This is a genomic window from Pseudolysinimonas sp. (genome assembly GCF_044239695.1).
GTDB lineage: Bacteria > Actinomycetota > Actinomycetes > Actinomycetales > Microbacteriaceae > Pseudolysinimonas_A.
On record NZ_JBIIAW010000002.1, the window covers coordinates 62388 to 74924 of the forward strand.

General features: G+C 70.4%; 11 protein-coding genes. 7 read left to right on the top strand and 4 right to left on the bottom strand.

Annotated features, from left to right (window positions below; all coding sequences use genetic code 11):
* Positions 1-53: 53 nt before the first annotated feature.
* Complete coding sequence (locus ACILQS_RS00780; RefSeq protein ID WP_395638186.1) at positions 54-3122, top strand: efflux RND transporter permease subunit; 3069 nt, start codon at positions 54-56, stop codon at positions 3120-3122.
* Position 3123: 1 nt separating this feature from the next.
* Here ACILQS_RS00780 and ACILQS_RS00785 read toward each other — a convergent pair whose 3' ends face one another.
* On the bottom strand, positions 3124-4077 hold the full coding sequence (locus ACILQS_RS00785) for an alpha/beta hydrolase (protein ID WP_395638187.1): 954 nt from the start codon (positions 4075-4077) through the stop codon (positions 3124-3126).
* A 343-nt stretch (positions 4078-4420) separates the two neighbouring features.
* On the opposite strand from ACILQS_RS00785, the gene ACILQS_RS00790 reads away from it, so the two are divergent.
* Positions 4421-6454, top strand: a complete 2034-nt coding sequence (locus ACILQS_RS00790; RefSeq protein WP_395638188.1) for a DEAD/DEAH box helicase — start codon at positions 4421-4423, stop codon at positions 6452-6454.
* An 86-nt stretch (positions 6455-6540) separates the two neighbouring features.
* Here the strand turns inward: ACILQS_RS00790 and ACILQS_RS00795 are convergent, their stop codons facing one another.
* Together ACILQS_RS00795 and ACILQS_RS00800 are read right to left on the bottom strand one after the other, a co-directional pair.
* Positions 6541-7692, bottom strand: coding sequence for an AAA family ATPase (locus tag ACILQS_RS00795; RefSeq protein WP_395638189.1), 1152 nt, complete (start codon positions 7690-7692; stop codon positions 6541-6543).
* Positions 7693-7755: 63 nt separating this feature from the next.
* Positions 7756-8058, bottom strand: a complete 303-nt coding sequence (locus tag ACILQS_RS00800; RefSeq protein ID WP_395638190.1) for a DUF427 domain-containing protein — start codon at positions 8056-8058, stop codon at positions 7756-7758.
* Positions 8059-8120: 62 nt separating this feature from the next.
* Here ACILQS_RS00800 and ACILQS_RS00805 point away from each other — a divergent pair, with 62 nt between their 5' ends.
* From ACILQS_RS00805 to ACILQS_RS00825, 5 genes are read left to right on the top strand one after another with little or no spacing between them, the layout of a single operon-like run.
* A complete protein-coding gene (locus tag ACILQS_RS00805) occupies positions 8121-8822 on the top strand; it encodes a flavodoxin family protein (RefSeq protein WP_395638191.1) in 702 nt (233 codons plus the stop codon).
* 36 nt (positions 8823-8858) lie between these two features.
* Complete coding sequence (locus ACILQS_RS00810) at positions 8859-9758, top strand: ABC transporter ATP-binding protein (RefSeq protein WP_395638192.1); 900 nt, start codon at positions 8859-8861, stop codon at positions 9756-9758.
* Positions 9758-10435 carry an ABC transporter permease gene (locus ACILQS_RS00815; RefSeq protein ID WP_395638193.1) on the top strand — a complete coding sequence of 226 codons (678 nt, stop codon included), beginning with the start codon at positions 9758-9760 and terminating at the stop codon, positions 10433-10435. The genes ACILQS_RS00810 and ACILQS_RS00815 overlap by 1 nt, the downstream gene beginning before the upstream one ends.
* Positions 10432-11232 carry an ABC transporter permease gene (locus tag ACILQS_RS00820; protein WP_395638194.1) on the top strand — a complete coding sequence of 267 codons (801 nt, stop codon included), beginning with the start codon at positions 10432-10434 and terminating at the stop codon, positions 11230-11232. The genes ACILQS_RS00815 and ACILQS_RS00820 overlap by 4 nt, the downstream gene beginning before the upstream one ends.
* A 4-nt stretch (positions 11233-11236) precedes the next feature.
* Positions 11237-12160, top strand: a complete 924-nt coding sequence (locus ACILQS_RS00825; protein ID WP_395638195.1) for an ABC transporter substrate-binding protein — start codon at positions 11237-11239, stop codon at positions 12158-12160.
* 116 nt (positions 12161-12276) lie between these two features.
* Here ACILQS_RS00825 and ACILQS_RS00830 read toward each other — a convergent pair.
* The coding region (locus ACILQS_RS00830) for an EamA family transporter (RefSeq protein ID WP_395638196.1) at positions 12277-12537 on the bottom strand (261 nt) is incomplete at its 5' end.

Genomic DNA, 12537 nt, shown 5'->3' on the forward strand with positions numbered 1-12537 from the left:
CGCGAGTGCACTCCGGCGTGCATCCTTTCCTTTCACAGCTCTAGGAGACGTCCGTGCATCTGCTCTCGGTGTTCAGTCTGCGCAACCGCGCGCTCATCGCCCTGCTCACGATCGTCATCGGGGTGTTCGGCGGCATCGCGCTCACCTCGCTCAAGCAGGAGCTGTTCCCCTCGATCTCGCTGCCGAACCTCACGGTCATCAGCACCTACCGCGGGGCGAGCCCCGATGTCGTCGAGAACGACGTGTCGACGCCGATCGAGTCGGCGATCCAGGGCATCGACGGGCTCGAGTCGACCTCTGCCACCTCCGGGTCGGGCGTCTCGACGATCTCCGCCTCCTTCGCCTACGGCACCGATCTGGCCCGCGCCGAGCAGAAGATCCAGCTCGCGATCAACCGCATCCAGAGCACCCTCCCGGAGGCGGTCGACACCCAGGTGGTCGCGTTCTCGCTGAGCGACCTGCCGGTCAGCGTGCTCGCCGTCACGAGCGACCTGGAGGCCGACGAGCTCTCGGCGCGGCTGCGCGACGAGACGATCATCGACCTCGCCAACGTCCCCGGCGTCGCGGAAGCCTCGCTCTCCGGTGCGAGCGGGCAGCGGGTCACCATCACCCCCGACACCGCGGCGCTGTTCGCGAACGGGCTGAGCAACCAGTCGATCCGCGACGCCCTGGATGCCAACGGCGTGCTGCTCGCGACCGGTGTCATCGACGAGGGCGACCAGGAGCTGACCGTCCAGGCCGGCAGCACGCTCGAATCCGCCGACGAGATCGCCGCGCTGCCGCTGCTCGGCGGCAACTCGGCGCTGACGATCGCGGATGTCGCCGACGTCGAGATCGTGTCGAACCCGGTGACCGCGATCTCCCGCGTCAACGGCGACCCGTCGCTCACGATCTCGATCACGAAGGCCGCCTCCGCGAACACCGTCGAGGTCGCGCGCGCCATCCAGGCCGCGCTGCCCGCGCTCGCCGAGTCGCTCGGCTCGAACACCGAGTTCACCACCGTCTTCGATCAGGCGCCGTTCATCCAGCAGTCGATCGAGAGCCTCGCCACCGAGGGCGTGCTCGGCCTCGTCTTCGCGGTCATCGTCATCCTGATCTTCCTGTTCTCGATCCGTTCGACGCTCGTCACCGCGATCTCGATCCCCGCGTCGGTGCTCGTCACCTTCATCGGGATGTGGGCGACCGGCTACTCGCTCAACGTGCTCACCCTCGGCGCGATCACGATCGCGATCGGCCGCGTCGTCGACGACTCGATCGTCGTCATCGAGAACATCAAGCGGCATCTCGCCCTCGGCGAGGAGAAGAAGACCGCCATCCTCGTCGCCGTGCGCGAGGTCGCCGCCGCGATCACCGCCTCGACGGCCACGACCGTGGCGGTGTTCCTGCCGATCGCGCTGGTCAGCGACGTCACCGGCGAACTGTTCCGGCCGTTCGCGCTCACCGTCACGATCGCGCTCGTCGCCTCGCTGCTCGTCTCGCTCACGATCGTGCCGGTGCTCGCCTACTGGTTCCTGCGCGCCCCGAAGGTGATCGCGCCCGAGAACGAAGACGAGCTCGACCGCCCGACCCGGCTGCAGAAGGCCTACCTGCCCGCGCTCAACTGGACGCTGCGGCATCCGGTCGTCACGCTCTCCGCGGCGGCCGTCGTGCTCGCCGGCACCGCCGGTCTCTACACGCTCGTGCCGACCAACTTCGTCGGCGACTCCGGGCAGAACACGATCTCGGTGACCCAGACGCTGCCCGCCGGGTCGAACCTCGAGGCCATCGACGCGGCGTCGAAGGATGTCGAGCAGACGCTGCTCGACATCGACGGCGTCGACGTCGTGCAGGTATCGATCGGCAGCGATGGCGGGTCGATCAGCTCGTTCTTCGGTGGCGGCGCCGACGCGACGTTCTCGATCACGACCGACCCCGACTTCGACCAGGAGGACCTGCGCCGCACCGTCACCGACGAGGTCGCGAAGCTCGACGGCGTCGGCGAGGTGTCGGTCGGCTCGGGTGGCGGCGGCTTCTCGAGCGACGTCACGATCGAACTGCGCGCCGCCGACGGTGATGTGCTCTCCGACGCGACCTCCGAGCTGCTCGCCGACGTGAAGGACCTCGACGTCACCACGCAGGCGGAGTCCAACCTCGCCGTCACCCAGCCGTACCTGGCGATCGTCGTCGACCGGGCGACGGCGGCGGAGTACGGACTCTCCGAGATCGCGGTCGGCGGCATCGTCGCCAACTCGATGCTGCCCGCGGCCGTCGGTTCGGTGACGATCGACGACACGGTCCTGTCGGTCTACATCACCGACCCGAACGCGCCGGTCACGGTTCAGGAGCTGCGCGACTTCACCATCCCGACGTTGCGCGGTCCCGTCGCCCTGTCGGAGCTCGCGAGCATCGACGAGGTCGACGCTCCGGCGCAGATCTCCACCGAGCGCGGCATCCGCACCTCGACGATCACGATCACCCCGTCGACCCCGAACCTCGCCGCCGTCACGCCGGCGCTGGAACAGGCGATCGAGGATGCCGACCTGCCGGACGGCGTCTCGGCGACCGTCGGTGGCGTCGCGGCCGACCAGGCCGAGGGCTTCGGGCAGCTCTACCTGGCGCTGCTCGCGGCGATCGTCATCGTCTACACGATCATGGTCGCGACCTTCCGGTCGCTGCGTCAGCCGCTGCTGCTGCTGGTCTCGATCCCGTTCGCGGCGACCGGCGCGTTCCTGCTGCAGCTGGTGTCGGGCATCCCGTTCGGTGCGGCGTCGATCATCGGCCTGCTCATGCTCGTCGGCATCGTCGTCACCAACGCGATCGTGCTCATCGACCTCGTGAACCAGTACCGCGAACGCGGGATGGATGTGCGCGAGGCGTTGCGACACGGCGGCGCGCGGCGTCTGCGTCCGATCCTGATGACGGCGTTCGCGACGATCGGTGCGCTGTTCTTCCTGACGATCGGCGTCACCGGCCACGGCGGTTTCATCTCGCAACCCCTCGGCATCGTGGTGACCGGCGGACTCATCTCGTCGACGCTGCTGACGCTGCTCGTGCTTCCGGCGCTCTACTGGCTGGTCGAGGGTGCGAAGGAGCGGCGGCTCGCGAAGCGCGCCACCCACCACGGGGCGCACACCGCCGCCTGACCTACTCGGCGGCGTCGGGCTCCTCGGCCGGAGCGAAGCCCGCGCCGAGGGTGCGCGCGTAGAAGGCGACGATGCGCGACTTGAGGTCGTCGTCGAGCAGCGCGATCGAGTGCAGGGTGCCGTCGGCGACGAGGAACTCGACGTCGATGCCGGCATCCCGAAGGTCTTCGACGAAGCGCTCCGACTGCGCGAGCGGGATCTTCTCGGTGCTCGAGTGCGCGATGAAGAACGGCGGATCGGTCGCGTCGACCTGGTAGTTCGGCGACGCGTCTTCGGCGGTGTCGCAGGTCTGGAACGACGTACAGCCGAGGTACTCCAGTTGCAGCGGCGCGAAGTCGTCGGTCAGGGCGACGCCGGTGAGATCGATCGGGCCGCTCACGTCGACGACCGCGGCGACCCGTCCTCCGGTGTCGACGTCGCCCCTGCCCGCGGTTCCGGCGAGCGCCGCGAGGTTGCCGCCCGCCGACCCGCCGAAGATCCCGATGCGCTCGGGATCGAGGCCGAAGCGCTCCGCCTGCACGTCGGCGCGCAGCCACGCGACGGCGGCGCGCACGTCGTCGAACCCGGCGGGAAACGGATGCTCGGGTGCCAGCCGGTACTCGATCGAGAAGGCCGGATATCCGGCGCTCGCGAGCCACGTGCAGACCGCCCGCCAGCCGACGCTGTCCTTGCGGCCCTCCCGCCAGCTCCCGCCGTGCACGACGACGATGCCCGGCACGCTCGCTGCCGCCGGGTCGAAGTCGGGCGGAAGGCAGGCATCCAGCAGCAGGGGCGTGCCGTCGACGGTGCCGTACACGACATCCGCGATCACCGTCACGGCGGGATCGGTCGCCAGGTCGGTGCCCGCGGCGTCGATCTGCGGGTCGATCGCCTCGGCGTCCGACCCCGTCGGCCCGCATCCGGCGAGCGCAAGCAGGCCCGCGAGCGCGAGGGGGATGCCGACGGCCGCGCGCATCCCGAAAGCCTAGGTGACCCTGCTATGTGCCCGATTCGGCCCCTTCCCGCCGACGGAAGGGGCGTTTTCGGGCAGATAGCTGGGGTTTCGGGGCGCGAGCGGGTAATGTCGTCAGGTCGGCTCTCGACGCGCGGATGTCATCCGCCAATGCAGCACTGTATGTCGAGCGGGCCGGATCGTGACTCAGTCGAGGCACGAGGAATCCTTCAGGAAAACGGCCCCGGTCTACGTACGCCCGGGTTCTCGGCGTGTGCCTCGCTGCTCAGTAGAACTCTGCTGTGCAGCGAAACGATGTGAGGCGCGCTCCGCACTCTGATACCCAGAAAATACGGAAGACACACGCATGCCCACTCCCAAGAAGGGCGCGTCCGCGCGCTCCACCACCGCCGGCGGCCCCAAGAAGGCCCGTTGGTCCACCGAACAGCGCGCCGCCCAGGGCAAGTCCCCGGTGCGCCCGCGCGGCACCGTCGCCCGGCCCGTCCGCGAGCGCCAGGCGGACTCCGCCGACCGCCGCGACAACGTCGAGCGCGGCCAGTCGACGCGTCCCAACTGGGAGCCGCGCGACAAGGCCCCCCGCTCCAACGATCGCTTCGGTGCGCCGCGTACCGACCGTGCGCCGCGCGAGGGTGGCTACCAGGGTCGCTCCGAGCGTCCGGCCCGCGAGGGTGGCTACCAGGGTCGCACCGAGCGCCCCGCCCGCGAGGGCTACGCGCCGCGCACCGAGCGTCCGGCCCGTGAGGGCGGCTACGCCCCGCGCACCGATCGTGCCCCCCGCGAAGGCGGATACCAGGGCCGCTCCGAGCGTCCGGCTCGCGAGGGCTACGCGCCCCGCACCGAGCGTCCGGCCCGTGAGGGCGGCTACGCCCCGCGCACCGACCGCGCCCCGCGCGAAGGCGGCTACGCCCCGCGCGAGAACCGTGGCTACGCGCCGCGGGAAGACCGTGGTGGCTACGCGCCGCGCACCGAGCGTCCGGCCCGCGAGGGCTACGCACCCCGCACCGAGCGCCCGAGCTACGACCGCAGCGACCGCGCCCCGCGTCGCGAGTACACCCCCCGCGAAGGCGGCTACCAGCCGCGCAACCGCGAGGGCTACGAGCCGCGCGAGAACCGCGGCTTCGAGCGCGACCGCGATCAGCGTCCCGCCGTGCACCAGGAGGATGTCGTCCTCGCCCGCCTCGAGGCGAAGGCGGTCGACGCGACCGACATGACGAGCAGCGGATTCCTCGAGCTGGGTCTCGGCCAGAACCTGGTGCGTGCCCTCTCCGAGCTCGGCGCCGACAGCCCGTTCCCGATCCAGGCCGCGACGATCCCGTCGGTGCTCGAGGGTCGCGACGTGCTCGGCCGCGGCCGCACCGGCTCCGGCAAGACGATCGCTTTCGGCGCTCCGCTCGTCGAGCGTCTGCTGCAGGCCCAGAAGGGTTCCACCGAGCGTCGCAAGCCGGGGCGGGCGCCGCGCGCGCTCATCCTCGCGCCGACGCGCGAACTCGCCCTGCAGATCGACCGCACCGTGCAGCCGCTCGCGCAGAGCGTCGGCCTGTTCACGACGCAGGTCTACGGCGGCGTGCCGTATCAGCGTCAGGTCGGTGCGATCCAGCGCGGCGTCGACATCATCATCGGCACCCCGGGCCGCATCGGCGACCTCGTGTCGCAGGGCCGGCTCGACCTCTCGCAGGTCATGATCACGGTGCTCGACGAGGCCGACCACATGTGCGAGCTCGGATTCCTCGAGCCCGTGCGCGAGCTGCTCCAGCGCACCTCCGAGGGCGGGCAGAAGCTGCTCTACTCGGCCACGCTCGACTCGGGCGTCGCCTCGCTCGTCGAGGAGTTCCTCGTCGACCCGGCCGTCTACGAGATCTCCGGCGAAGACCAGGCCTCGTCCGACATCCGCCACGTGGCGTTCCTGCTCGAGCAGCGCGACAAGCAGGACGTGCTGATCGAGCTCGCGGGTGGCCCCGGCAAGAAGCTGGTCTTTGCCCGCACCCGGGCGTTCGCCGAGCAGCTCGCCGACCTCCTCGACGAGGCCGGCATCCGGGCCGAGTCGATCCACGGCGACCTCAACCAGTCGCGCCGCACGCGGGCCCTCGAGAAGTTCACGAGTGGCCGCGTCAGCGTCCTCGTCGCCACCGACGTCGCCGCCCGCGGCATCCACGTCGACGACATCGAACTGGTCATCCAGGCCGACGCGCCCGACGAGTACAAGGCGTACCTGCACCGTGCCGGCCGCACCGGTCGCGCGGGCAAGACGGGCACCGTCGTGACCCTCGTGCCGCGCAACCGTCGCCGCAAGACCGAAGAGCTGCTCGCGCGCGCCGAGATCAGCCCCGAGTGGATCTCGGTGCGTCCGGGCGACCAGGCGATCGCCGACCTCGCCGGATAGTCGCACCCGCGTCGATTCGTGCCGAATGGCCCTTCCCGTTCTCGGGAGGGGCCATTCGCATGAATCGAGCCCCGCCGCGGGCCGAGTCAGCGCGCCGGCCAGCTCCACGGCGGCCCGTCGAGGCGGCCCTGCCCCTCCAGAACGGTCTCGCCGTCGCGCTTCTCGAGCCGGTGGACGGTCGCGCCCGCGGCCTCGAGCGCACCGACCAGCGCGGCCGAGTGCGAGACGACGACGAGCTGCGAGCGCTCGGCCGCCGTCACCAGCAGGGATGCCAGCGCCTCGACGACTCCCGGATGCAGGCTCGTCTCCGGCTCGTTGAGCGCGAGGAAGGTGGCGGGTCGCGTGCTCAGCAGCGCGGCCGTCCAGATGAGGTAGCGGAGGGTGCCGTCGGAGAGCTCGGCCGCCTCGAGCGGACGCAGCAGCCCGGGCTGGTGCAGAAGCAGCGCGACGCGCCCGGCTCGATCTTCGACCGAGAACCGGCTGCCCGGGAGCGCGCGCGAGATGGCGGCGTCGAGGTCGCGGGCGTCACCCTGCTCGCGGATGGTCTGCAGCGCGGCGGCGAGATCCGATCCGTCGGAGGCGAGGATCGGCGCGCGGGTGCCGAGCGCCGTCTGGCGGGCGGGCGCCCCGGCATCCGTCCGCACGGCGTCGTAGAACCGCCAGTCGCGCAGGTCGGCCCGCAGCCCGATGATCTCGGGCGTCGCGTCGGGGTCGCCGAACTCGGAGAGCATGCTCTCCCACGGGGCGAGCTGCCGGCCGAGGGTGCGCCAGCCGTCGTCGCCGCGCACGCGTGCCGTCGGGCCGCGTCGATCGCTGAGCAGCGCCGCCGGGCGGAGCATCGGCCCGCTCCACACGGCTTCCGCTTTGATGACCGGGTCCTGCCCGAACATCGTCTGCGCGGGGGTGGACATCCCGAAGTCGATCGCATACCCGAAGCCGCCGGCATCCGCGGCGAACCCCAGCTTGAGGGCGACGGGCTTCGCGCGGCGCGTGCCCTGCACCGGTCCGGTCGTCGGAGAACCGGCCTCGGGCCCGGCCCACAGCGTCGACGACAGACCACCCTCACGCGCCAGCGCCGCGACCGCGCCGTCGCGTCCGGCCGCCGCGAGCAGGCGGAGCGACCGGTACAGCGACGACTTGCCGCTGCCGTTCGGCCCGGTCACGACGGTGAGCGGAGCGAGGGGCACGACGAGGGACCGGATCGACCGGTACCCCTCGACGGCGAGGGAGGTCAGCATCCGGTCAGCCTACGAAGCGCGGCTGACGTGGTATCGACGAGCCCGAGACTGCGACCAAACAGGTCAGGAGACCTGGACTTCCTTCCAGAAGGCCACGTAGTTGGAGAAGTCCTTGCCGACCCGCTCGATGCCGGTCGGGTAGGGCGTCGGGTACGACCACGCGCGGTCGGGCAGCGCCTGCCCGTCGACGGTGACGGTGAAGTACTGGCACTCGCCCTTCCACGGGCAGGTGTACGGCGTCGGCGAGGTGGTGAGGAACCCCTCCTTGAGCGACGACGGCGGGAAGTACGAGTTGCCTTCGATGTGGATGATCTCGGAGTCGGGCGCCTCGGCGATGACGGTGCCGTTCACGGTTGCAGTAGCCATACGGGGTCAAACCTCCTGTCAAGCCTCAGCATTCCGCGCGCACCTTCGGGTTGGGTGAATGGATGCCGACTTACGACGACCTCACGGCCCTCTACGTCAACTGCACCCTCACGCGCAGCCCCGGGCAGAGCCACACCCAGGGGCTGATGGATCGCAGCATGGCGCTGATGGCCGAGCAGGGGGCGAAGGTCGACACCCTCCGCTTCGTCGACTACGACGTGGCCGACGGCGTCTTCCCCGACATGCGCGAGCACGGCTGGACGGAGGATGCCTGGCCCGAGGTGATCTGGCCGAAGGTGCGGGACGCCGACATCCTGGTCGTCGGGGCTCCGCTCTGGCTCGGCGAGCCGTCGTCGATCTCGCGCCGGTTCGTCGAGCGTCTCTACGCGATGAGCGATCAGACCAACGACACAGGTCAGTACGTGTTCTACGGGAAGGTCGCGGGAACGGTCACGACCGGCAACGAGGACGGCGTCAAGAACTCCGGCAAGCACCTGCTCTACGCGTTCCAGCACCTCGGCTACACGATCCCGCCGGCCGCCGAGACGGGGTGGATCGGCCCGATCGGTCCGGGGCCGTCGTACCTCGACGAGGGCTCGGGCGGACCCGAGAGTGACTACACGAACAAGACGATGACGTTCATGACCTGGAATCTCCTGCATCTCGCGCGGATTCTGAAGGATGCGGGCGGCATCCCGGCCGTTGGCAATGTCCCCGGCGAGTGGGAGTCTGATCCCGGCAACGCCAATCCGGAATACCGCTGAGCGACGAATCGTTCCGGAAGAGGGGAAGGAGCCCGAATGATCGAGTTCCGCAACGTCTCGAAGCGCTTCGGCGACCAGGTCGCCGTCGAGGACTTCAGCCTCGTGATACCCGCCCGCCAGGTGACGGTGCTCGTCGGCTCGAGCGGCTCGGGCAAGACGACCCTCCTGCGCATGATCAACCGCATGGTCGACCCGACCTCCGGCACGGTGCTCATCGACGACGAAGACGTCCAGGCCGTCGCCCCGGTCGCCCTGCGCCGACGCATCGGCTATGTCATGCAGAGCTCAGGACTCCTGCCGCACCGCCGGGTCATCGACAACATCGCGACCGTCCCGCGACTCACCGGTGTGCCGAAAGAGAAGGCGCGCGCCCGCGCGCTGGAACTGATGGATGTCGTCGGCCTCGACCGAGCGTTCGCCCGACGCTTCCCCTCCGAGCTCTCCGGTGGGCAGCAGCAGCGCGTCGGGGTGGCGCGGGCGCTCGCCGTCGGCCCCAACATCCTCTTGATGGACGAGCCGTTCGGCGCCGTCGACCCGATCGTGCGCGCCGACCTCCAGCAGGAGGTGCTGCGCATTCAAGCCGAGACCGAGACGACGATCGTGTTCGTCACGCACGACATCGACGAGGCGTTCCTGCTCGGCGATCAGGTCGTGATCCTGGCGCAGGGCGGGCGCATCGTGCAGCAGGGCACCCCGGAAGAGATCCTCGCCGATCCCGCCGACGACTTCGTCGCGTCGTTCGTCGGTAGCGACCGCGGCAAGCGCCGGCTCACCGTCAGCACGCGCGCCGGGCAGGGCGACGACCGCGTGCTCGTGGATGCCGGCGGCTACCCCGTCGGCGTCATCGCGGCACCCGACGGCAAGCTCGCGATCGGCAACGCGAGCCCGAAGTCGCGGAGTATCTCGAACAAGACGGATCAGGCCGGGGACGCCTGATGGCCTGGCTGTGGAACAACCTGGACCTGGTGCTGGGGCTGACGCTGGATCACATCCGGCTGAGCGCCATCCCGATCCTCCTCGGTTTCGCAGCCTCCCTCCCGCTCGGCTGGGCGGCGACCCGCGTACGCTGGCTCCGCGGCATCCTGCTCACCGTCTTCAACGTCGTCTACACGATCCCGGCGCTCGCCCTCTTCGTCGTGCTGCCCGGCCTCCTCGGCACGAAGGTGCTCGACGAGATCAACGTGCTCGTCGCGATGACCCTCTACGCGACGGCGATGATGCTGCGCGGCACGCTCGACGCGTTCGGCAGCGTCTCGCCTGACGTGCTCCAGTCGGCGACGGCGCAGGGCTACTCGTCGACATCGCGGTTCTGGACGGTGCAGTTGCCGCTCGCCGGGCCGGTGCTGCTCGCCAACCTCCGCGTCGTCTCGGTCAGCACGGTGTCGCTGCTGAGCGTCGCGGCCCTCGTCGGCTCGGGCGGGCTCGGGCGGCTCTTCACCGCGGGCTATGCGCGGTCGTTCATCGACGAGATCGTCGTCGGGATCGTGTTCATCATGTTGCTCGCCCTGGCCTTCGACGCGTTGCTCGTGCTCGCCGGGCGCGTGCTCCTCCCCTGGTCGGCGCGCGCGAAGGCGCCCACCCGCATCCCGTTCATGAAGGGCGGAGCGGCGTGAACTTCGTCCTCGACGCGATCGCGTTCATCCTCGACCCGGCCCACTGGTCCGGGCAGACCGGCATCGGCGCCCGGCTCAGCCAGCACCTGTTCATCACGTTCGTGAGCGTGCTGGTCGCGGCGGCGATCGCCGTGCCGCTCGGCCTGTTGATCGGCCACACCGGCCGCGCGCGCGGGGCGGTCATCGGCGTGACCGGTGCGGCCCGGGCGCTGCCGACCTTCGGCGTGATGACCCTCTTCGTGCTCATCGGCATCCAGTTCGGCGCCGGGCTGAGTCTCACCCCGGTCATCGTGGTGCTCGTCGTGCTCGCCATCCCGCCCCTGCTCGCCGGGGCCTACTCGGGCATCGAAGCGGTCGACCGGCAGACCGTCGACGCGGCTCGCGCGCAGGGCATGACCGAGTGGCAGATCCTCAGCCGGGTCGAGCTGCCGCTCGCCCTCCCGTTGCTCGTCGGCGGACTGCGCGCGGCGACGCTCCAGGTCGTCGCGACCGCGACGATCGCGGCCTACGTCGCCCAGGGCGGCCTCGGCCGCTACCTCATCGAGGGGATCCAGACCCGCGACTACCTGCGGGCCGTCGTCGGCGCCGTGCTGGTCGCGGCGCTCGCCCTCCTCCTCGACGGGCTGCTCGCAGCCCTCCAGAAACTCGCCGTGCCGCGTGGGGTGTCCCGCGGTCGGACGCAGAAGCGCGTCTCGCGCACCAAGAGCCCTGCACCTCGGGGAAGCACCACCGGCAGTACAGCGACGCGTTCAACCGGAACGCTCGATGCCACCCGGACACCCGTCACGGAAGGATGAACTGATGTTCGCAAGCACCATCAAGCGCGCGGGAGTCGGCGTCGTGGCGCTCGGCCTCACCGTCGCGCTCGCGTCGTGCACCTCGGGCGACCCGCTCGCCGAGGAGAGCGGCGACACCGGCGGCGGCACGATCACGATCGGCAACCAGAACTTCGGCGAGAGCGAGATCCTCGCGCAGATCTACGGCCAGGTGCTCGCCGCCAACGGCTACGACGTCGCCTACGAGCCCGGCATCGGGTCGCGCGAGACCTTCATCCTGGCTCTCCAGGACGGGTCGATCGACCTCATCCCGGACTACGCCGGCAACGCGCTCATCTACGCGAACCCCGACGCGGAGGAGACCTCGGCGGAAGACGTCGAGGCCGCCCTGCCCGCGGCGCTCGAGTCGCTGGGGCTGGCCGTGACCGCCGCCGCTCCCGGTGAGGACTCGGACGCACTCGTCGTGACCCCGGAGTACGCCGAGGCGAACGACCTGACCACGATCGGCGACCTCGCCCCGCTGGCCTCGAGCATCACGCTCGGCGCCAACACCGAGTTCGAGCCCCGCTGGCGCGACGGCCTCGCCGAGACCTACGGGTTCGAGGGCTGGGCGTTCAAGGCGATCGACGACTACGGCGGACCGGGAACCCTCGCCGACCTGCTGGCCGGCAACATCCAGGTCGCCGACATCTACACGACGACCCCGTCGATCGCGCAGAACGACCTCGTCGTGCTCGAGGACGACCTGGACCTGTTCGCGGCGCAGAACATCATCCCGCTGCTGAACGCCGACGTGCTGACGCCGGAGATCCAGGAGCTGCTCGACGAGGTCTCGGCGCTCATCACGACCGACGTGCTGCTCGACCTCAACGCGCAGTTCGCCGGTGACGACAAGCCGTCCGCGGCCGACGTCGCCGAGGCGTGGCTCACCGAGCAGGGTCTGCTCTAAGCACCACCCCCCGCGGGTTGAGTGCCCGGCGTAGCCGGGTGTATCGAAACCCACCCCGAGTCACTCGTGGGTGGGTTTCGATACACCGCTGCGAGCACTCAACCCGCGGGTGTGCGTCAGGCGGGAATCGCGAGCACCGCGGCCGAGGCGAGGGCCAGCGCCAGGCCCACCCACTGCACGGGGGCGATGCGTTCCCGCAGCACGATCGCGGCGAGGGCGATCGTGCCGCCCGGGTAGAGCGCGGCGAGCACGCTCATCACGGTGAGGTCGCCCATCCGCAATCCGATGAGGATGAGCACGTTGGCGGCGGCATCCGCGACCCCGCACGCCACGATGAGTGCCCACGCACTGCGGAGCCCCGGGAAGGCGGGCACGCC